The sequence below is a fragment of the Streptomyces sp. AV19 genome, assembly GCF_015999245.1.
GTDB lineage: Bacteria > Actinomycetota > Actinomycetes > Streptomycetales > Streptomycetaceae > Streptomyces.
Window position 1 is genome coordinate 232257 of the sequence record NZ_JAEAMR010000003.1, and the last position, 19653, is coordinate 251909.

Annotated in this window: 19 protein-coding genes; 5 read left to right on the plus strand and 14 right to left on the minus strand. The window is 73.6% G+C overall.

The genetic code is table 11. The features are described 5' to 3' along the window. Window positions 1–213: 213 nt before the first annotated feature. The 4 genes from I5Q34_RS01095 to I5Q34_RS01110 are packed head-to-tail and all read right to left on the minus strand — an operon-like array spanning window position 214 to window position 5267. Window positions 214–1599 (minus strand): AAA domain-containing protein, encoded by a 1386-nt coding sequence (locus I5Q34_RS01095; protein ID WP_374192949.1) that lies wholly within the window; start codon window positions 1597–1599, stop codon window positions 214–216. Beyond that, window positions 1596–3164, minus strand: coding sequence for a hypothetical protein (locus I5Q34_RS01100; RefSeq protein WP_199890157.1), 1569 nt, complete (start codon window positions 3162–3164; stop codon window positions 1596–1598). Before I5Q34_RS01100 ends, I5Q34_RS01095 begins: the two co-directional genes overlap by 4 nt. Next, entirely contained in the window at window positions 3155–4309 is a 1155-nt protein-coding gene (locus I5Q34_RS01105; protein WP_234428311.1) for a hypothetical protein, read from the minus strand. The genes I5Q34_RS01100 and I5Q34_RS01105 overlap by 10 nt, the downstream gene beginning before the upstream one ends. Continuing rightward, window positions 4233–5267, minus strand: coding sequence for a phosphatase PAP2 family protein (locus I5Q34_RS01110; protein WP_199890159.1), 1035 nt, complete (start codon window positions 5265–5267; stop codon window positions 4233–4235). Before I5Q34_RS01110 ends, I5Q34_RS01105 begins: the two co-directional genes overlap by 77 nt. A gap of 264 nt (window positions 5268–5531) precedes the next feature. Between I5Q34_RS01110 and I5Q34_RS01115 the strand changes: the two genes are divergently transcribed. Continuing rightward, window positions 5532–6125, plus strand: a complete 594-nt coding sequence (locus tag I5Q34_RS01115; protein WP_199890160.1) for a histidine phosphatase family protein — start codon at window positions 5532–5534, stop codon at window positions 6123–6125. A 252-nt stretch (window positions 6126–6377) separates the two neighbouring features. On the opposite strand, the gene I5Q34_RS01120 is transcribed toward I5Q34_RS01115, so the two are convergent. Then, on the minus strand, window positions 6378–7754 hold the full coding sequence (locus tag I5Q34_RS01120; protein WP_199890161.1) for a tetratricopeptide repeat protein: 1377 nt from the start codon (window positions 7752–7754) through the stop codon (window positions 6378–6380). A gap of 288 nt (window positions 7755–8042) precedes the next feature. Here I5Q34_RS01120 and I5Q34_RS01125 point away from each other — a divergent pair, with 288 nt between their 5' ends. Both I5Q34_RS01125 and I5Q34_RS01130 read left to right on the plus strand, forming a co-directional pair. After that, window positions 8043–8516 (plus strand): hypothetical protein, encoded by a 474-nt coding sequence (locus tag I5Q34_RS01125; protein WP_199890162.1) that lies wholly within the window; start codon window positions 8043–8045, stop codon window positions 8514–8516. A gap of 15 nt (window positions 8517–8531) precedes the next feature. After that, on the plus strand, window positions 8532–9401 hold the full coding sequence (locus I5Q34_RS01130) for a spermidine synthase (RefSeq protein WP_199890163.1): 870 nt from the start codon (window positions 8532–8534) through the stop codon (window positions 9399–9401). A 308-nt stretch (window positions 9402–9709) separates the two neighbouring features. Here I5Q34_RS01130 and I5Q34_RS01135 read toward each other — a convergent pair whose 3' ends face one another. The 9 genes from I5Q34_RS01135 to I5Q34_RS01175 all read right to left on the minus strand — a co-directional run bounded on the left by I5Q34_RS01135 (window position 9710) and on the right by I5Q34_RS01175 (window position 17285). Next, complete coding sequence (locus I5Q34_RS01135) at window positions 9710–11092, minus strand: GH1 family beta-glucosidase (protein ID WP_199890164.1); 1383 nt, start codon at window positions 11090–11092, stop codon at window positions 9710–9712. Between the two features lie 58 nt (window positions 11093–11150). Beyond that, window positions 11151–11996 carry a carbohydrate ABC transporter permease gene (locus I5Q34_RS01140; RefSeq protein ID WP_199890165.1) on the minus strand — a complete coding sequence of 282 codons (846 nt, stop codon included), beginning with the start codon at window positions 11994–11996 and terminating at the stop codon, window positions 11151–11153. Window positions 11997–12005: 9 nt separating this feature from the next. Next, on the minus strand, window positions 12006–13004 hold the full coding sequence (locus I5Q34_RS01145) for a carbohydrate ABC transporter permease (protein WP_199890166.1): 999 nt from the start codon (window positions 13002–13004) through the stop codon (window positions 12006–12008). Continuing rightward, entirely contained in the window at window positions 13001–14305 is a 1305-nt protein-coding gene (locus I5Q34_RS01150; RefSeq protein WP_199890167.1) for an ABC transporter substrate-binding protein, read from the minus strand. Before I5Q34_RS01150 ends, I5Q34_RS01145 begins: the two co-directional genes overlap by 4 nt. Before the next feature lie 701 nt (window positions 14306–15006). Then, entirely contained in the window at window positions 15007–15831 is an 825-nt protein-coding gene (locus tag I5Q34_RS01155) for a Scr1 family TA system antitoxin-like transcriptional regulator (protein ID WP_199890168.1), read from the minus strand. Next, window positions 15831–16316: a hypothetical protein gene (locus I5Q34_RS01160; RefSeq protein ID WP_199890169.1), complete on the minus strand. Its 486-nt coding sequence runs from the start codon at window positions 16314–16316 to the stop codon at window positions 15831–15833. The genes I5Q34_RS01155 and I5Q34_RS01160 overlap by 1 nt, the downstream gene beginning before the upstream one ends. Then, window positions 16313–16648, minus strand: a complete 336-nt coding sequence (locus I5Q34_RS01165; RefSeq protein ID WP_199890170.1) for a DUF6415 family natural product biosynthesis protein — start codon at window positions 16646–16648, stop codon at window positions 16313–16315. Before I5Q34_RS01165 ends, I5Q34_RS01160 begins: the two co-directional genes overlap by 4 nt. Continuing rightward, complete coding sequence (locus I5Q34_RS01170; RefSeq protein ID WP_199890171.1) at window positions 16645–17118, minus strand: hypothetical protein; 474 nt, start codon at window positions 17116–17118, stop codon at window positions 16645–16647. Before I5Q34_RS01170 ends, I5Q34_RS01165 begins: the two co-directional genes overlap by 4 nt. Continuing rightward, window positions 17115–17285: a hypothetical protein gene (locus tag I5Q34_RS01175; RefSeq protein WP_199890172.1), complete on the minus strand. Its 171-nt coding sequence runs from the start codon at window positions 17283–17285 to the stop codon at window positions 17115–17117. The genes I5Q34_RS01170 and I5Q34_RS01175 overlap by 4 nt, the downstream gene beginning before the upstream one ends. Before the next feature lie 246 nt (window positions 17286–17531). Between I5Q34_RS01175 and I5Q34_RS01180 the strand changes: the two genes are divergently transcribed. Further along, entirely contained in the window at window positions 17532–18761 is a 1230-nt protein-coding gene (locus I5Q34_RS01180; RefSeq protein ID WP_277965279.1) for an XRE family transcriptional regulator, read from the plus strand. Between the two features lie 10 nt (window positions 18762–18771). Next, a complete protein-coding gene (locus I5Q34_RS01185; protein WP_199890173.1) occupies window positions 18772–19314 on the plus strand; it encodes a GNAT family N-acetyltransferase in 543 nt (180 codons plus the stop codon). The last annotated feature ends 339 nt before the right edge of the window (window positions 19315–19653 follow it).

The following is a 19653-nucleotide window of genomic DNA, read 5'->3' on the forward strand; positions in this document are numbered from 1 at the left end:
GGGCGCGCCGGGCGCTGGGGGGGGGGGGGCTCCCGCCGGGGGGGGGGGGCCCCCCGCGGGGGTGTGCGCCCACCCCCGCGCGCGGGGGGTTTGGGGGCCCCGGGGGGGGCCCCCCCCGGTCGACGCGGCGAAGCCGCGATACAGGCCCGGGGCTTGCCCCGGAAGAAACGGTGAAAGTGGGGGTACCCCCTCCGGGGGAGGGCCCGGGCACCCTCACCCCCGCCACACCACCCGGTGCTCCGCCAGATGCGCCAGCACCGCGTGATTCGCCTCCCACCCGTCCGGAAACTTCACCGCCACCCCCAGCCGCACCGGCTCCGTCGACGGATGCTCGTCCAGCAGCCGGTCCACCCCCGCCCGGCACACCACCACGCACGCGTGCCGGTGCCGCGACGCCAGGACGCAGAGCCGTCCCGTCTCCAGGTGGAAGGCCGTCGCGTCCGGGCGGCCGGACAGCGGGTGGAGCACCACCGTGACGTCGAACTCCCGGCCCTGCAGCCGGTTCGCCGTGTCCACCGTGACCCCGAGGACGCCCTGCCCGGCGAGCGCCGCGCGCACCGCCGCGGCCTGGTCGCGATGGGCGGTGCCCACGGCGATCCGGGCGGCCGTCAGCGGCACCGGCTCCCCGGGGGACCGCTCGCTGGTCACCGCCCCGCCCCGGTCGAGCATCCGGCGCACCACCAGCGCCACTGCCGCCACCGCCTCCGGATCCGTCCGCGGCGTGAGGCGCTCGGGCAGCTCCAGCAGCCCCCACCCGGACTCGGCCGCCTCGTCCAGCACCCGGTCCACCGCCGAGCCGTCCGGGCGGACTCCGAAGGCCAGCTGCCGGTCGCCGGGGCCGGTGCCGCTGCGGAAGCGCGTGTAGGGGTAGAAGGCGTCGGAGACCAGCCGCGCCGCGGACGCCGGGAGCCGCCAGGAGACGGGCAACCGGTGCTGCGGGAGCCCGGGGTTGTGGGCGAGGAGCGTGCTGACCGCGCTGACCGACGGGTCGTACGACAGGCCCGCCCACTGCGCCGCCCCGTCGGGGCCGACGACGCTGAACGGATCCAGCTGCCCGGGGTCGCCCACGAACAGCGCCCGCTCGAAGAGCCCCGCCACCGCCAGCAGCGCGTCCGACCGCATCTGGTACGCCTCGTCGACGATCGCGTGCCCCCAGGGCGCGTCCACCCTGGTGTGCGCCCACTTCGCGGCGGTGGAGACGACGACGTCCAGCCCGGTCAGCCCGTCGGCCTTCGTCGACGTCACCACCTGGTCCAGGGCGTCCAGCGCCGGGTCGTACGGCTGCGGGTCGCTGCTGTGCAGGCGGCCGACGGGCAGTGCCCCGTCCGCCTCGGCCAGCCGCAGCACCAGGTCGTCCACCTGGGCGTTGGTCTGGGCGACGACCATCAGCGGCCGTCCGGCCCGGGCCAGCTCCCGGGCGGCCCGCACGACCAGCGTCGACTTGCCGGCGCCGGGCGGCGAGTCGACGACGACTCCCCGGTGCTCCCCGCCGAGCGTGTCGCGCAGGATGGCCTCCGTCGCGGCGGCGGCAGCGGCGGACGGGTCGAAGGCGCCGGGGCGCGGCGCGGGCAGGCCCACGGCCTGATCCACAGCGTTCACAGCAGGTCCTCCGGGGTCACCGGGTCGGGCTCGTCGGCCGGGGCGGCCGGCGGACCGCCGTGCGTCCACGGCGTCCGCCCGGGGTCGGGCAGCTCGGGGCCGCCCCGGGGCGTGTGGTCGAACAGCGTCCAGCAGACGCGGTCACCGGGCCCGGGCACCGACCCCGCGTCGGGGACCTTGCCGCGGCCCATGCCCGACACCAGCCGGACGGTCAGGCCGTCCGGACCGGCGGCCACGAACTCGGCCGACTGCGTCCGGCCGTCGGCCAGCGCCCGGTGCACCCGCGCGCCGGCCTCCAGCAGCGGAACGTCCTCCGTGCGGACCGTGACCAGCGGGCGCGGCCGGGGGACCTTCGCCTCCGAGAACTCCATGACCACCTCGGCGACCTCCCCGGCGAACGCCTCGCCGGCCAGCCGCCGCCCGGCCATCACCAGCGGATCGTCCAGCGCCTCCCGCGCGTCCAGCCGCGCCTGCGCCGTCTCGCGCGCGGCCAGCTTGCGGGCGGCGGTCACCGCGTCGTCCCGCCGGGGCTGCGGGGGCTCGCCGGCGCGCACCCGGTCGCGGTGGCCGGTGTACGACCAGCGGTCGTGCTTCCACCGCTCGGCGGCCCCGGCCGCCTCCGGGAGCTCCCGCAGCAGGTCGACGCCCCGCCACATCGCCTCCCAGGCCGGGCGCAGCTGGGACTCCAGGAGCGAGCGGAGCCCGGCGTCGGCGCGGCGCAGGGCGTCATGGCCGCGCCCGGTCTCCAGGACGTGCGCGCGGGCGGCGTCGTAGCGGGCGACGGCCGGGGCCAGCCGCTCGTTGTCGAACGCCGGGTCGGTGGCGGGACCGGCGGGCGGGTGGACGAGCAGGCCCTCGGCGTCGCGCGCCAGCTCGGCCGCCAGGGCCGCGGCGGGCCCGTCCGTCCCGGCGGGCGGGTCGATCCAGGCGAGGAGGGCGCCCAGGTGCTGGTCCTCCAGCCGGCTCTGGCCGGTGGCCCAGTGCCGGCCGAGCAGCTCGGTCATGGACAGCAGCAGCGCCGCGCCGGGGACGCGGGCGCGCTCCCCGTAGTGGGTGAGCCAGCGGCCGAGCAGCGGGACGCGGGGCGGCGCGGGCCAGTCGGCCGAGGGGTCCTGCTCGGCGGTGCGCCGGAAGCGCATGGACCGGCCGAGCAGCCGGACGTACTCGACGCCGGCCGGGCTCGGCACCAGCAGCTGCGGGGCGTCGGCGCACAGCTCGGCCTCGACCGTCGTCCGCCGGCCGGTCTCGGGGTCGGTCTCCTTGCGCTCCTCGGGGACGGTGTCGTCCGCGTACTCCTCGACGTACGGCAGGACGACCTCGGCGAGCTCCGCCAGGAACGCGAACCGCAGGGCGCGGTCGCGCGGCTGGGCCACCGTCAGCAGCCGGGGCGCCGCGCGGTCGGTGCCGACGAGGGCGCCGAGCGGGGCGCCGGTCTCGCCGGCGGTGGTCAGCGGGACGAGGACCATGGGCCGGGCGGAGAGGTGCCGGTGGCGGACGGTGGCGACGGGCCGGGCGCGCCCGGCGCGGACGGCCTCCAGCCGGGCGAGCGTGGTGATCAGCGACATGGCGCCCCCAGGGCCTCGGCGCGCAGGGCGGCGGCGCGGCGCAGGGCGGTGACGGCGGGGTCGTCGGTCTCCGCCGCGCCCCGGCTCGCGGCCAGCACTTCGTCCACGGTGGTCAGACCGCCCAGCTCGGAGCGGACCGCGCGGCCCAGGTGCCGCACGTCACCGGCCTCGCGGGCCCGGGCGCGGCAGTGGAAGGCCAGCTCGCAGGAGGCCAGGCACTCCGGCGCGTAGGCGGCGTCGACCGCTTCGACGGCGGCGGTCAGCTCGGCCGCCGGCCGCGCGGGGTCGAAGCCGGCCCCGGCGGGGAGGGCGGTGGCGATCTCCTCGACGCGGGTGAGGCGGTCGAGCTGGCGGCGGGTGGTGGCGCGCTGCTTGCGGAGGTCGAGGAGGGCGGCGGTGGGGAGGTTGGAGAAGTCCTTCGGGCAGACGAGCAGGGCCCGGTGGCGGACCCGGCCGCCGGGCGGAGGCTCCGGCAGCCGCTCGGCCAGGGCCTCCAGGGCGAGCAGGTAGACGGCGGCCTGCCGGGCGGCGGCCCCGGCCTTGGCGGCGTCCGCCGCGCCGTCGATCAGGGCGAAGGACTTGATCTCCACCACGGTCCAGCTGCCGTCGGGGTGGACGACGACCGCGTCCGGCTCCAGGTGGGCGGGGGCGCCGGCGACCGCCAGCGCCAGCATGGGGTGGTCGAGCACCGCCCAGCGGCCGGCGGCGGAGGCCTCGCGCAGGGCCAGCGCCGTCCGCGCCGTACGGCCCTCGGGGCCGGTGGCGGTCAGGTCGGGCGCGTCGACGGATCCCGGCTCGGGCGGCGGCCCCTCGCCCAGCTCGCGGTGGAGCAGCCGGACCAGCTCCGCGCCGCCGTCCGCCTTGACCCGGGCTTCGAAGGCGTTGCCCCGGGCGAAGGCGAACTGGGACTGGCCGAAGGCGGCCGGGGAGCCGAGCGCGCGGGCCAGCGCGCCCTTGTCGATCCCCGCGCCGTCCAGCAGCGCCCGGCGGCGGCAGCCCGGGTTGGCGGCCAGGGCCGCCAGGGCGCGGGCGTCGAGCGGCCGCGGCGTGACGCCGGGGCCGCGCAGCTCAGCGAGCCGCTGCCGCAGCGCCGTCGGTGCCCCGGGGGGTCTGCCGGGGGATGTCGGCCGGGTCTTCCGCAGCAAAGGGGTCACGGGCGTCCGCCTCGGGCTGTGTCTCCGACGCTGCCGTGCGCGACAGCGCAGTACGAGCCGAAGTCTCGCATCCGCCACTGACATTCGCGGGGGCCCTGTGGGTTTCCCCCGCCACCGCGTCGGCCGGGGTGGCGTCCGGGGCGCCGTCCGGGGCGCCGTCCGGGGCGCCGTCCGGGGTCCGGACGAACCGGGCGCGGATCCGCTCGGCGAGCCGCAGCGCGGGCTTGGTCAGCAGCAGGCCGACACCCATGACGGCGGCGCCGGCGACGGCGTCCAGGAAGTAGTGGTTGGCGGTGCCCATCACCACGAGCGTGATGGCGAGCGGGTAGCCGACGCCGACGACCTTGGACCAGGCGCCGCGGCCGTGCCGCCAGAGGACGACGCCGCACCACAGGGCCCAGCCGACGTGCAGGCTGGGCATGGCCGCGTACTGGTTGGTCAGCCCGCCGAGTCCGCGCGGGGCGCTCGCGTCGCCGCCCCACCAGCCGTACGAGGAGTACTGCCGCATGGTGTCGACGAACCCGTACGCGTCGTCCAGCAGCCGGGGCGGGCAGGTGGGCAGCAGGGTGAAGCCGACGAGGCCGATGAGGGTCGAGATCATCAGCCAGGTCCGGACCTTGCGGTAGTGCTCGGAGCGGCGCCGGAAGATCCAGACCAGGATGGCCGGGGTGAGGATGTAGTGCAGCGAGGCGTACGCGAAGTCGGCGGGGACGCCGAGGATGGCGTGGTCGGTGAAGAGCCGGTTGAGCGGGTGCTCGAAATTTATTCGAAACTGCTTTTCGAAGTCGAGTATGGACAGACCGTGATCGACCGCCGTCGCCACGTCCCCCCGCACGAGCAGACGACCCGCCGAATACAGCGCGTACACGACGGCGATCAGCGGCAGTTCGGTCCACCAGCGCGGCCGCTTACCGAGTGGTGCGGTGCGGTACATCCGGACGCTCTCCATGTGTTCAGGCGGCCAACAAGCGCGCATGCAACCGTACGGTGTACGCCACATGCGGCGCACACCGCCCCGTGGCTTCACGGAAACTCTGGGGACACCCCTGGTTCGATCCCCGTGCGAGGGGCCATGCGTACGAAGACGCCCGATAGTGGCCCTGGGTTGCCTGGGCCGGGCGGGTCGCCCGGTGCGCAAGTGGGTGATGATGGACCCCGTCATCGCTTCCCATTTGTGGCAGAAGTCACCGAGATTTCCGAAGGGGTCCTCCCCATGGCACCGCGCATCCTGCTGGCCCGGCACGGACAGACCGAGTGGTCGCTGTCCGGCAAGCACACCGGCCGCACGGACATCCCGCTCCTCGACGAGGGCCGGCGCGGCGCGAAGCTCCTCGGCGAGCGGCTGCACCGCGCCCCCTGGAACTCACTGCCCGGCGTCGAGGTCCGCACCAGCCCCCTCGTCCGCGCCAAGGAGACCTGCGAACTCGCCGGCTTCGGCGAGCGCGCGGCCGACTGGGACGCGCTGATGGAGTTCGACTACGGCGACTACGAGGGCATGACCCCCGCCGAGATCAAGGCGCAGCGCCCCGGCTGGCTGATCTGGCGCGACGGCGTCCCCGGCGGCGAGACCCTGGCCGAGGTCGGGGCGCGGGCCGACGAGGTCGTCGCCTGGGCCCGCTCGGCCGACCGCGACGTCCTGGTCTTCGCCCACGGCCACATCCTGCGCGTGATCGCCGCGCGCTGGCTCGGCTACGACGTCTCCTTCGCGGCCCGGGTCCGCCTGGAGCCGACGTCGCTGTCGGCCCTGGGCTGGGCGTACGGGGAGCCGGCGATCGAGCGCTGGAACGACACGGGGCACTTGGGGTAGGGGCTCGCCGGCCGCCCCGCCGAGCGTCGGACGGGCTGAATCCGTGCCCGGGGCGCGCATCTCGGCCTGTCCGGGGGTTGCCCCCTCCGGGGAGTTTGAGGACGAGCGGCGGAGCCGCGATGCGGGGTCCGGGGCGGAGCCCCGGAGCGGGGTGCGGGGGGCGCAGCCCCCGCCTGCCGCGCGCAGCGCGGTGCCGGGTCCCGGGGCTTGCCCCGGAAGAAACGGTGAAAGGGCGGGGCGGGGGCAGACCCCCTACGCGGACGCCCGCAGCCGCCGATGCCGCGCCAGGAACGACGCAACCTGCGAATCCTTCCGATGCGGACGAAGATTCCGCACCGTTGACCCCAACATCCCCCGAATCCGCGCCGATTGCACCTGCCCCAGCAACTCCAGCACCCGCCCCCCCGCCTCGGCAGCCGCCTCCGGCGCCCCACCGTGCGCCAGATCGTCCGCCAACTGCGCCGTGTACAGCGCGATGTTCCGCGCGAAGTGCGGATCCGCCAGCGTCACGGCCCGCTCCCCGTGCGCCACCGCCCGCGGCCGGTCGCCGAGCGCGGACCAGCACTGCGCCTCCAGCCCCTCCAGCTCCGCCTCCCCGAAGAACGTCATCCACTCGGGATCCGCGTCGCTCACGCCCCGGTCGAAGAGCGACCGCGCCCGCACCAGCGCCGCCTCGCAGGCCGCGCGGTCGCCGAGCCGGGACCAGCCGCCGGCCTCGCGCAGGGCCAGCAGGGACATCAGCCGGTCCGAGCCGAGCCGGCGCCCCGCCTGCTGGGCGGCCTGCGCGGCCCGCACCGCCTCCCGCGGCCGCCCCGCGTCCCGCGCCAGGAACGCCGTGTTGCAGAACGCGTGCGCCTCCAGCGCCGGATCCCCGGCGAGCCGCGCCGTCGCCAGCGCCTCCGCGTAGTGCGAGCGCGCGTCGGAGAACCGCCCCGAGTCGTGCGCCAGCCAGCCGACCGAGATCGCCAGCTCGCCCGCGCCCGCGTGCAGCCGGTCGGCGACCGACCGCCGCCGTGTCTCCGCGTCGAGCAGGTCGTACGCCGCCCGCAGCGGCCGGGCCGCGCGCCGGTAGAGCGCGTCCGCGCCGTGCCGGTCGTCGAGCAGCCGGATGCGCCGGACGGCCTGTTCCACCGCGGCGGCCTCCGCCTCGCCGGCGTGCCGCCGGGGCCGGGCGTCGGCGACGCCCGCCAGGGACACGGCGGCCACCGCGGCCGTGCCGCCCGTCATGAACGCGCGACGCAACACGTCGCTCTCCTCGTCGCTGGTGCCGCCGGCGCCGGGGGAGCGGTCGTCGACGGGGCTCTCGGTGTGTGCGGACGGCGCACCGCCCTTCTTGTGCGCCCCCCTTCCCCGTACGGCCGCCCTGGGCAGGAAGCCCATGTCCTCGGGTCCCCGGCCGGGGAACATGTGCCGGAAGACTCGCTCGTAGGCGTAGTTGGGGCAGCGGATCTCGCCGGACTCGACGCGCCCGATGTAGCGCGCGTCGCACGAGACCTGCTCGCCGATCTCCCGCGCCGCCCGGCGCACCAAGGCGGCGAACTCCCCAGGTGAGCGCTGTCCGCGGAGCTCCCGGAAGGCGGTGTTGGGACGGGGTGGACGAGGTGACGGGGACGCGTGGGGCGACGCCATGGCCGGGCCCTCTCCTGGCGGGTGCCGCCCCGCCGGGTGCCGGGGCGGACGGTGGTGCTGCCGTACGGCGGAGACGACCGTACCGGCTTATGGGAATCCAGTACGTCCGGTTTGCCTACAAAACGGATATCCCACTCGCCATCCGCCATGAACTGCCATCCTTTGTGACGGCGTGGCGCCGTAGCCGTTGACGGGGAAGGGAAGTTGAACCGCGTGAGCGAGCGCTTGCCGACGGGGGACGATGCGGCGGCGACAGGTGCAGCGAAACGTGCGGAGGAGGCGTTCCCCTTGGCGGAAGCCCGAGTGAACATCGGCGGCTTGCGGGCGGCGGCGGTCTTTCACCAGTCGCGTCCCGACCAGCCGCGTCCCGGACACGGCCCCGCGCCGCGCCCGTCCCGGGCGGTGTCGGGCGAGGGCATCCCCTGCGACCTGGTGACCGTGCCCGCCCGGCAGGGCCTGGAGGCGGTGGACATCCTCCGGCTGCGGGACGGCGTCGGGCCCGTGCTGCACGACGGCGACTGCCACACCCTCGGCTTCCTCGTGCCGGCCGGCACCGCGGCCGCCTGGGACCTGCCCGGCAGCGCCTGCACGCAGACGTACGGCCGGGGCACCCGCACCGGCCGGCAGGAGCCGCCCGTCACCGGCACGGGCTGGCTCGTCGCCCCGGACGCCGCCTTCTCCGAGGCCACCGACCCGGTCGTGCTCCGGGCGGCGCTCGGCGAGGCGGCCCGCACCATCGAGGCCGTGGACCGCTGCCGCTGAGGCGATACTTTCTGCGTGGCACGAGGAAAACAGAGGTCAGGGCGCGGACGCGCCGCGGAGCCGGTCACCGCGCAGGTGGCGGGCGGCACGGCGGAGCTGGAGCCGGACCCCGACCGGCCGCGCGGCCGGACGCTGCTGATCGACCGGGCGCCCCAGTCCCACGTCGACCTCGACGACCCGACCCACCTGGAGTTCTCCTACCAGCGCCGGCTCGGCCACATCGCGGACCTGGTCGCTCCGCCCGGGAAGCCGGTCCAGGTGCTCCACCTGGGCGGGGGCGCGTTCACCCTGGCCCGCTACGTCGGCGCCACCCGGCCGCGGTCGGTCCAGCAGGTCGTCGAGATCGACGCGCCGCTCGTCGAGTTCGTCCGCAAGGAGCTGCCGCTCGATCCCGCCTGGCGGATCCGGGTGCGTGGCGGGGACGCGCGGGCGGTCCTGGCCAAGGCGCCCGGGACCTGGGCGGACCTGATCATCGCCGACGTCTTCTCCGGCGCCCGCACGCCCGCCCATCTGACCAGCGCCGAGTTCGTCGCCGAGGTGCGACGGGTGCTGCGGCCCGGCGGCTTCTACGCGGCCAACCTCGCGGACGGTCCGCCGCTCGCCCATGTGAAGGCGCAGATCGCGACCGTGCGGACGGTCTTCCCGGAGCTGTGCCTGACCGCCGACCCGGCGGTACTGCGGGGGAAACGCTTCGGCAACGCGGTGCTCCTCGCCTCGGACCACCCCCTGCCGATCGCCGAACTGACCCGCCGCTGCGCGACGGACCCGCACCAGGGCCGGGTCCAGCACGGCCGTGAACTGGAGGACTTCACGGGCGGGGCGACCCCGGTGACGGACGCGGACGCCCGCCCTTCACCGGAGCCGCCGCCGTCGGTCTTCCGGTGAGAATCCAGCCCGTCCGGAGTTGCCCTCTCCGAGGAGTTCGAGGACGAGCGGCGGAGTCATAATGCGGAGGCCGGAGCAAGTCCGCGCCCTCGCTTCGGAATCCGGGCCCGGGCGCGAAATCCAGCCCGTCCGGGGGTTGCCCCTCCGGGGAGTTCGAGGACAGCGCCCGGAGGGCGCTTCGGGGGTCCAGGGGGCGGAGCCCCCGGCGGGGTGCGGGGGCGGAGCCCCGCTCACCGCGCGGAGCGCGGTGCCGGGCCGAGGGACGGAGGCCCGGGGGAAACGGTGAAAGGGCGGGGCGGGGGCAGGAATCACCCCACCACCGGCAACCGCCCCGTCCGCACCACCCCCCGATACCACCACGCACTCGCCTTCGGCGTGCGCGCCAACGTCCCGTAATCCACGTGCACGATCCCGAACCGCTTGCTGTACCCGTACGCCCACTCGAAGTTGTCCAGCAGCGACCACACGAAGTACCCCCACACATCCGCCCCGTCCCGCAACGCCCGTAGCACCGCGTCGAGATGACCGTGCAGGTAGGCGACGCGTTCGGGGTCGTGCACCGCCCCCTTGCCGTCCGGCTTGTCGTCGTACGCCGCCCCGTTCTCCGAGACGGCGAGCGGCAGCCCGGGCGCCTCGCGTGCGAAGCGCATCAACAGGTCGTACAGGCCGGACGGATCGACGGTCCAGTCCATCGCCGTCCGGGCGCCCGGAGGCTGGTGGAACGCGACGCCCTGCGCGCCCGGGTACGGGGAAGGCCCAGGTGAGGGCCGGTTGTCAGTGGCGGCTGATACCACTGACGGCGTGTAGTAGTTGATGCCCAGCCAGTCGAGGGGGTGCTTGATGACGTCCGTGTCGCCGCCGCGCACGAACGACCAGTCGGTGATCCCGGCCGTGTCCGCGAGCAGGTCGTCGGGGTACGCGCCACGCAGCATGGGCCCCGTGAAGATACGCGTGGACAGCGCGTCGATGCGCCGCCGCGCGTCCAGGTCCCCGGGCGAAGTGGTCAGCGCCCGGACGTCGTTGGGGTTGAGGACGACGGAGATACGCGCCGTCCGGGGCAGCACGGCGCGCAGCGCCCGGGCGGCCAGCCCGTGCGCCAGATTGAGGTGGTGGGCCGCGCGCAGGGCGGCCGCGTCGTCGGTGCGCCCGGGGGCGTGGACGCCGGACGCGTAGCCCAGGAAGGCGCTGCACCAGGGCTCGTTGAGGGTGGTCCAGGAGCCGACGCGGTCGCCCAGTGCCTCCCCGACCAGGTGCGCGTAGTCGGCGAAGCGGTGCGCCGTCTCGCGCTCGGGCCAGCCGCCGGCCGACTCCAGCTCCTGGGGGAGGTCCCAGTGGTAGAGGGTCAGCACGGGCTGGATGCCATGGGCGAGGAGGTCGTCGACGAGCCGCCGGTAGAAGTCGAGGCCGCGCTGCGAGGCGGGTCCCCGGCCCGTGGGCTGGACGCGCGGCCAGGAGACGGAGAAGCGGTAGGCGCCGAGGCCGAGGTCCGACATCAGCCGGACGTCCTCGTGGCGGCGGTGGTAGTGGTCGGTGGCGACGTCGCCGGTGTCCCCGTTCAGCACCTTGCCGGGGATCCGGCAGAAGGTGTCCCAGATGGAGGGGGTGCGGCCGCCTTCGTGGACCGCGCCCTCGACCTGGTACGCGGCGGTGGCGGCGCCCCAGACGAAGCCGGGCGGGAAGGTCATGGGCATGGAAGCACTCCGTAGGTGGGGGAGGAGGGAAGAGCAAGTGGCAGGAGACGCACGGCGGTCAGCCCTTGACCGCGCCGCGCATGATGCCGCCCACGATGTGGCGGCCGAAGAGGGCGAGCACCAGCAGCAGGGGCAGCGTCCCCAGCAGCGCCCCCGCCATGACGACGGCCTGGTCGGGCACGTAGCCGCGGCCGAGCCCGGTGAGGGCGACCTGGACGGTGGGGTTGTCCTGGGTCAGCGCGATCACCGGCCAGAAGAAGTCGTTCCACGCCTGGACGAAGGAGAGCATCCCCAGCACGGCCATCGCCGGCCGGGCGACCGGCAGCACCACGTGCCGCACGATCCGCAGGCTGCTGGCCCCGTCCATCCGGGCGGCCTCGATCAGCTCGGTGGGCAGCGCCTCCGCCAGATACTGCCGCATGAAGAAGACCCCGAACGCGCTGACCAGCGTGGGCAGGACGACGGTCTGCAACTGGTCGGTCCACCCCAGCCGGGCGACGGTCATGAACAGCGGGACGACGGAGAGCTGCGGCGGCACCATCATCGTGCCGACCACCGCGGCCAGCAGGGCGTTCCTGAAGCGGAAGCGCAGCTTGGCGAAGGCGAAGCCGGCGACGGTGCAGAAGAGCACGGTGCCCAGCGCGACGCTCCCGGCCACCAGCACCGTGTTGAGCACCGCGAGCCCCAGCCGGGCCTCGCCCCAGGCGATGCCCAGATTGCGCCCGAGGTGCGGGCCGAACCAGAGGGGCGGCGGGGTGTGCGCGAGGCGGGTGTTGTCGCGCGAGGCGGCGACGGCCGTCCACAGCAGGGGCAGCAGCGAACCCGCGGTGAAGAGCGCCAGCACCGCGTACGCGGCCGGCCCGGCGCTCAGCTGCCGTCCGGCCGTTCGTCCCCGTGTGCGCACGGCGGCTCCTCACCCGTCCCCGCGCAGCCGGCGGGCGACCAGCCCGCCGGCCCCGGCGACCAGCAGCATGATCAGGAACATGGTCCAGGCGACCGCCGCGGCCCGCCCGAGGTGGAAGCTGAACCAGCCCTGCTCGTACAGGTAGAGCCCCAGCGTCTGGAACTGGTGCGAGGCCCCGCCCTTCTGCCCGCCCGCCCCGCCGAACAGCAGCGGCTCGCCGAAGAGCTGGGTCGCCCCGATCGTGGAGACGACGACGGTGAAGAGGATCGTCGGCCGCAGCGCGGGCACGGTCACGTGCCGGAACTGCCGCAGCCGCGACGCCCCGTCCAGCGCCGCCGACTCGTACAGCTCGTCCGGCACCGCCTGCATGGCGGCCAGGTAGATCAGCGCGTTGTAGCCCGTCCACCGCCAGATCACGATCGACGAGACGGCGGTCCGCGCCGCCCAGGTGCCGTTCTGCCAGTCCACCGGCCCGATCCCGGCCAGCCCCAGCGCCCAGTTGACCATGCCGTAGTCCCGTCCGTAGAGGAGGACGAAGACCAGCGTGGCCGCGGCGATCGACGTGGCGTACGGGGCGAGCAGCGCGACCCGCCAGAAGGTCGCCGCGCGCAGCCGGTGGTGCAGCAGGTGCGCCAGCCCCAGGGCCATCAGCAGCTGGGGCACGGTCGACAGGACGCCGATGACCGCGGTGTTGCCCAGCGCGTTCCAGAAGAACGCGTCGTCCAGCAGCCGCAGGTAGTTGTGCAGCCCGGTCCACTGCGCGTGGCCCGGGCTGGTGAGCTCCATCCGGTGCAGCGAGGCCCATCCGGTCCACAGGAGGGGGAAGATCCCGAATGCCGCGAAGAAGAGGAAGAACGGCGCCACGAAGGCATAGGGGCTGTAGCGCACGTCCCAGCGGTAGCGGCGGCTGCGCCGGGCGGCGCGCCGGTCCGGCGTGCCGGGGCGCTCCCCGGGGGCCGGGTCCGGTGCGCCGGGCGGGAGCGCCGTCGTCGCGGGCGCGGCCGTCATTCGTCCACCGCGTTCTCGATCTCCTCCTGCGCCGCCGCCCAGGCCGCCCCCGGCGCCCTGCCCTGCTGCTCGACCTGCGGGATGCCGACGTCGGTGAACGCGGTCCCGATCTGCTGCTCCCGGGGCCCGGTCACCAGGGTGGGGGCCCGGCGGGCCGCCGCGGCGAAGATCTCCGCGACGGGCGCGCCGCCGAAGTAGGCGTTGCGGGCGCCCCGGAGCTGCGGCATGGCGTACGAGGCGGGGGTGGAGGGGAAGCTGGCCTGCCGCTCGAAGAGCCGGGCCTGCTGCTCGGGCGCGGTCAGCCAGGCGGCGAGCGCGACGGCGGCGGCCCGGTGCCGGGCCGCCCTGGGCACGGTGAGGAAGGAACCGCCCCAGCTGGCGGGCCGGGGCGCGGCGGCCACGTCCCACTGGCCGCGGCCCGTGTCACCGGCCTTCTCCTTGATGTAGCCCAGCATCCACGGCGGGCAGGCGACGGTGGCGAAGCGCCCGTTGGCATACGCCTGGTCCCAGGGCTTCTCGAATTGCTTGAGCCGCGCGGTCAGCCCGTCGCGGGCGGCCCGCACGGCGAGGTCCCAGGCGGTGCGGACGGCCGGCCCGCCGGTGTACAGCGGTCGCCCGGCGCGGTCGTAGTAGCGCTCGGGATAGCCGTGGATGGCGGCGTTGTAGATCCCGGCGGCCGAGTCGGTGAAGACGGTGCCCGCGGGCGCGCGGTCCCGGTAGGCCCGGCCGACGGCGAGGTACCTGTGCCAGTCGCCGGCCCAGAGCCGGCCGACGGCCTCCCGTTCGGTGGGCAGCCCGGCCTGCCGGAAGAGGTCCTTGCGGTAGCAGACGGCGATCGGTCCGATGTCCGTGCCGAGTCCGACGGTCCTGCCGTCGGGGGCGGTGGCCTGGGCCCACTTCCAGGGGAGCCAGGCGTCCGCCCGCACGCCGGGCGCGCGGGACAGGTCGGTGAGCCGGTCGCCCAGCTCCCGGGCCAGGTCGTGGACGTTGCCGACCTCGACGGCCTGGACGTCGGCCAGCCCGCCGCCGGTCACCAGGTGGGTGAGGAACTGGGGGTAGTAGGTGTCGTTGCGCTCGATCACGCTTTCCCGGATGCGGATGCCGGGGTGCAGCCGCTCGTACTCGGCGTAGAGCCCGGCCTGTTTGAAGCCGAAGACCCCGAAGGTGCCCACGGAGAGCGTGGTCCGCCCGTCGTCCGCGTCCCCGGAGCAGCCGGTGAGCGCCCCGGCGGCGAGCACGGCGGCAGCGGTGAGGGCCACCGCCGTCCGGCGCGGCCGCCGGCCGTGCGCGCTGCTGTGCATGGCGTCCTCCAGCTGCCCGGGCACATCAGTCCGGTGAATCGCCCAGTACATATGTCGCGTTGGTCGCATACCGGGCGGAGCCGGGCATGCGGGGGTGCGGCGGGGACGCTTCCGGATCTGTGCGGGAAACTCTGCCGGAACCTGGCGGAGAGTCAAGGACGCACTGCGTGACGCCGACGGGGCGCCCGGAGGCACGGCCCGGCGTGTCGTGGTGCGCGAGGAAGGGAGTGGGAGGGGGCGCAACGCCGAGGGCCCGGTCTGCTTCCGCAGACCGGGCCCTCGGGTCGATCAGGGTGAGTAACGGGACTCGAACCAGATCCTTGAACATATTGTGACCTGCGGCGATGCTTAAAAGCAGGGCAATTCGGTGCTGTTCGATGACGCTCGATGCCATCGAAAGCGGCCCGTTCCTCGGGCGGGTACACACGGGAACACCACCATCGGCGGGCCGACTAGGCGTCGTCCGGGGTGAGTAGAAAAACCCCTGACCGTCAGGTGGCCGCTGCGCTCTCAATGGCCGGGCCCCCGGCCGGAGACCGGGGGCCCGGGGCCGCCCGCGGACCGCCTGGGGGGCTTGGTTCCGCGAGGGCCAGTCGAGCTGGCATATGCCGCCAGCAGGTTACGAGTGTTTGCCTCCGATCGAATAGAGCCTTGCCGACATGCCTTCGCCCCAGATACAGGGCGGCCTCAAGACGACGTGATCACGGAGCTCCTAGCGTCGCCAGGCGCATGCGCTCGCTCGCCGCCTCCAGGCACTCATGGCTCCGATCGTCCGACAGGGCGGCCCGCGCTGCCGCGATGAGCGGCAAATCCGGGGAGGCGTGGCGAGGGGAGTCGATCGTGTACTGGGCCCCCAAGGTCGTTCGCACGTAGAGCCGGTGCCCGTGGAGGGTGAGACGGCTGAGGTTCGTGTCCCAGCCGACCGGCCCGGCCTCCATGGGGACCACGCGCACAGCGGCACGCCGCTCCTGGACAGCATCCAGCAGGTGGTCGAGCTGGGCAGCCATGACGGCGGGGCCGCCGACCGGTTGGAGCAGGATCGCCTCGTCCAGGAACAATGTGTAGACCTGCCCCTTCGGTAGCTTGTGGGGTACCCGCTCGGGCGCGGCGAAGGCGAGCCCCGGGATGTCCAGGGCCTCGTCGTAGGCGGGGGTGCGGAGCGGGCGGGGGATGTTACAGGCGGAGTAGGTGGTCACGACGGTGGCCTGCTGCTCGACGACGGCCAGGCGGTCGAGCCAGCCCGGTCCGCTGTCCTCCAGCTCCCGGGAGCCGCACGCGAGGAGTTGGACGACGGCCCGGACCTGTTCCTCGGGGACGCGGTAGTGCATGCGCAGCAGGGTCTCGACCGGTTGATCGGTGGAGACGCTGCCGTCCTCTATGCGGGAGGCGGTGCTGATGCTGCATCCCAGGGCGTGGGCGACGTCCTGCAGCGTCCAGCCCCGGCGGGCGCGCAGGCGCCGGAGGCAGGTTCCGATGATGATGACGGCGGCGGCCTGGGCTGCCGGCGCCTGCTCAGTGATCTTCATCAGGATTCCGGTTGCGTGGCGGTGACGAACTGCCGGATGTCGTCCGGGGCGCACAGGTCCTCGGGCCCGGTCGGCGGGCTGAGGAGCCAGTGCGAGCCGGGCGGCTCGGCATGGTGGGGAGAAGGCAGGGGCATCCGGCAGGTGGGTGTGAGGCATTCGATGCCGGGCAGGGCCCAGGTGCGATGGGTGCCGGGTGGCACGAGGACGTAGTAGGTGCGGCGGGGCTGGTCGACGATGACGGCGGCGGTGATCCCATGGCTGGTGAACACGGCCTCGACGCGGTCGCGGTCACGCGCCCCGGCAGCCTGGTGGACGACGGCGGCGGGGAGGCGGACCGCATCGAAACGGGGCCCGGCCGCAGGGACGAGCGCAGGCAGACACTGCGCCCATTCCCGCCGGACGCGCGTCGGGTCGTTGCTCTGCGAGGCGAGCCATTCCACGGCCCGCCGCCGTTCGGAGAAGGCTGTGGGGTAGGGGGTGTTCATGACTCCTCCGGCAGGTAGTCGAGCAGTTCGATGACGGCGCAGTACAGAGCGAGGGCGTGGTCCGCAGCGCTTCTCGGGCCGCGTCCTGAATGCTTGGCCAGTGCCTCCCGGGCGCGGTCCGCCGACGCCTGCCGCATGACGAACGGCACGCTCCCACGGGGGCATGCGGCCGCCTGGCGTTCCGTCATACGCAGCAGTGCGGTCAGGTGGCGGGTCAACCGGGCTATGACCCTGCCTGTTTCCCGTGCCGGAGATATCAGGACGTAGGCGTTGACGGCTTCCCGCAAGTCGTCCCGTATCTGCGCGTGATCGAGGCGTCGGGCAGTGATCACTTCAGGATGCCTTCGGGGATGGTTGGGGCGGGTGGGGCTGAGGCTTCGCCCGGGTTCGGCATGGTTGAGGTGAGGGCGGCGCTGAGGTGGGCGGGGTGTGTCAGTCGATCGCTGCCGTCGGGTTTCTCCAACCAGCCGTGGCCGCACAGCGGTTCGTCAGCCGGCGGGCAGAACAGGACCCAACCGGCCGGGCGCACGGTCACCCCGGTGAAGCCGTCGAATGCGGCGGCCTGGCCAGGCGGCAGGAGCCACCAGATGCGTTTGTCCTCGGGGTTGGCGAGGACTGGGCCGGGGCGTCCCGTGCGGCGGAGGTCGAGGAGCACGTCCACGGCCTGGACGATGTCGTGTGTCTCGACGACGGACCACGCGGTGGTCCGGATGGGAGCCAGCTCGCCCGCGGACCATTGCGTTCGGATTGTCGTCGGCGAAGGGGAGCGGCGAACGAGCCATTCGGTGCCGGCGGCGGTCATCTGCTCACCGCTTGATGGCAGGAGCAGATGCAGACCAGACGCTCGGCGCGGTCCGCGGTGATCTCGCCGGAGACCTGACGGATCGTTGTCGCGCCGGAGCATGTGGTGTGGCTGCCTGTCCGGCACTCGGCGGTCGCATGCGACTGCTCGGGACGAATCACGGGCACGGTTTTGCCTCCTCCGGCAGCCCCAGCCCTCCATGACGAGGGAGGAGGAAAGAGAGGTCATGATCGCCTCAGCGGTATTGAGCACGAGCCTGACTTGCACGTCGGCGAGCCAGCGCTCCCAGCGTCAGTACAACGGGCCCTGTTGGGCGGCAGGGAGGAAAGTCGCGTTGTCCGTTGGGTGCGTCCGACCGGAAAGTTCCGGGCGTACGGCCATCACGGGATGCGCTGGGCGGCTACCGTGTGCTCGTGGCGGAGAACACGCTGCTGCGGGCGCGGATGGTCAAGGCGGGTTACAAGCAGATTGAGCTGGCCGAACGGCTCAACAACTGGCTGCGTTCCGTGGGGGAAGCTGGCACGATCACCGATCGCACGATCCGCATGTGGTTGCTGGGGAAAGTCCGGTGCCCACGCTCTCCACAACGGGAAGCCTTAGAGCATGAGTTCGGGTGCCCCGTCGAAGAGCTCGGCTTCACCCCTCCGGCACCCGCAAAGGAGGACCCCGTGCACCGCCGCACCCTTCTGAACGCCGCCACCGGTTCCGCCCTGGCGGCCGCCACCGGTTCAACTGGACCGTTCCGCGTGGGACTCGATGACGTGCGTCGCCTACAGGAGAAGTTCGCCGCCATCATCGCGGCCGACCACCGCGTCGGTGGACGGCTCAGCATCGAGACGCAAGCCTGCGGGCTGGCGGGAGAGGCGATCGCACTTCAAGCACGTGGTAGCGCAACTCAACGTACGCGCGGCGCCCTGTACGGCTGTGCGGCTTCGTTCATGTCCTCCGCCCTGTGGGCCGCCATCGACGGGCGCCGTTTCGAAGCCGCGCAACGACACCTCGACCGTGCCTCCAGCCTTGCCGCAATGTCCGGCGACCCCACCATCCAGTTCCGCATCTGGTCCCATGCAGGCAGCCTCTACCGACACATGGGCCGACCCACCGACGCCCTCGCAGCAAACGACGTGGCACGCAGCCTCTTTGTAGCTCGGCGCGACCCCCTCTTCGCCAGCCTCGGCCACGCCCGTCACGCCGCCATCCAGGGCCTCATCGGAGACGCCGCAGCGGTCCGCCGTTCCATTGGCCATGCGCAGGAGGCCCTTTGCCGTGCGGCAGAGGACCAGCAGCGGCCGCTCTGGATGACGGCCTTCTACGACCAGGCGGAACTTGAGGGACTTGCCGTTGCCGCCTATCTGTCCCTCAGAGACTTCGCGACCGCCGAAGCGTACGCTCACCGCAGCCTTGCCGGCCTCCGCCCGTACATGCACCGCAGCCGCGCCATTACCACGGCCCGCCTTGCCAAGGCTCAACTCGAACAGGGCTTGGTCGAGGAGGCGGTGAGCACCGCCATGCAGGTGCCGGCCGACTCAAACACGCATCCACGAGTACGTGGAATGCTCGCCGACTTCGGCAATAAGCTCTATGCAGCCGCGCCCGGCAGTACCTTCGCCTACATGTGGGACCAGTACATCCATAACGCCTGAAGGAAGCCGCGTGACCACCACCAGCAGCAGCATCGTCCTACGCCACGCCTCCGACATCGAGCCCGTCTGGTCCACCCTGATCGAGGTGTACGCCGAGGTGCGGGCCGACCAACTACACCGGCCGCACTACTCAGTCGAACGGTACGGGGAACGTCTCGCTCGCCATGCCCATGATCCGGGCTGGGAAGCCGTCGTTGGTTACGATGGTGCTGAACCCGTCGGGTACGCCTACGTCAACACGCTCACCGCAGATGACCGTTGGTGGAAGCGCATGAAGACGCCGCTGCCCGCCGACTGCACCACTACGCCTACCGTTGCTCTGAAAGAGATCATGGTGCGTGAGCAGTGGCGGAAGACAGGTACTGCTCGCCGCATCCATGACGAGCTCTTGGCCAGCCGCCCTGAACAACGTGTCTCGTTGCTGGTGAACGCGGAGGCCGGGGGCGGCAAGGTCTTGGCGCTCTACGAATCGTGGGGCTATACAAAGATCAGTGAACAGCAGCCGTCACCAGATGGCCCCGTCCTCACCGCCATGCTTCGCGACATCAGGTAGATACGAGGTCGAGAAGGCGGTCAAGGGCGCCGTACGTCCCGGACCCGACGCCTAACAACGCGAAGGGCCCCCGCCCTGCACGTGTGGCAGGGCGGGGGATCGTTCACGCCGCGTCGGGCGCCGTCGGTGGCGGGGGCGGCTCGGGTGATGGCGTGGGCTGCGGGGCGACGACTCCCAGCTCCTCCAGGGTTCCCAGATCGGCGGCCGTCCGGTCGTGGCGGGGCTGTACGGGCGTGGGAGCAGGCTGGTTTGGCACGGACGTTTCCCGGGGTCAGTGGCTGAGCGCGGAGTAGACGCTGACGAGGAGCGCGGCGACGCCGACGACCGCGGCCAACGAGG

Excerpts from the sequence above, each read along its gene's own strand:
- I5Q34_RS01100 (WP_199890157.1), bottom strand. The coding sequence starts at position 3,164 with ATGTCGCTGATCACCACGCTCGCCCGGCTGGAGGCCGTCCGCGCCGGG.
- I5Q34_RS01110 (WP_199890159.1), bottom strand. The coding sequence starts at position 5,267 with ATGGAGAGCGTCCGGATGTACCGCACCGCACCACTCGGTAAGCGGCCG.
- I5Q34_RS01115 (WP_199890160.1), top strand. The coding sequence starts at position 5,532 with ATGGCACCGCGCATCCTGCTGGCCCGGCACGGACAGACCGAGTGGTCG.
- I5Q34_RS01120 (WP_199890161.1), bottom strand. The coding sequence starts at position 7,754 with ATGGCGTCGCCCCACGCGTCCCCGTCACCTCGTCCACCCCGTCCCAAC.
- I5Q34_RS01135 (WP_199890164.1), bottom strand. The coding sequence starts at position 11,092 with ATGCCCATGACCTTCCCGCCCGGCTTCGTCTGGGGCGCCGCCACCGCC.
- I5Q34_RS01145 (WP_199890166.1), bottom strand. The coding sequence starts at position 13,004 with ATGACGGCCGCGCCCGCGACGACGGCGCTCCCGCCCGGCGCACCGGAC.
- I5Q34_RS01150 (WP_199890167.1), bottom strand. The coding sequence starts at position 14,305 with ATGCACAGCAGCGCGCACGGCCGGCGGCCGCGCCGGACGGCGGTGGCC.
- I5Q34_RS01155 (WP_199890168.1), bottom strand. The coding sequence starts at position 15,831 with ATGAAGATCACTGAGCAGGCGCCGGCAGCCCAGGCCGCCGCCGTCATC.
- I5Q34_RS01160 (WP_199890169.1), bottom strand. The coding sequence starts at position 16,316 with ATGAACACCCCCTACCCCACAGCCTTCTCCGAACGGCGGCGGGCCGTG.
- I5Q34_RS01170 (WP_199890171.1), bottom strand. The coding sequence starts at position 17,118 with ATGACCGCCGCCGGCACCGAATGGCTCGTTCGCCGCTCCCCTTCGCCG.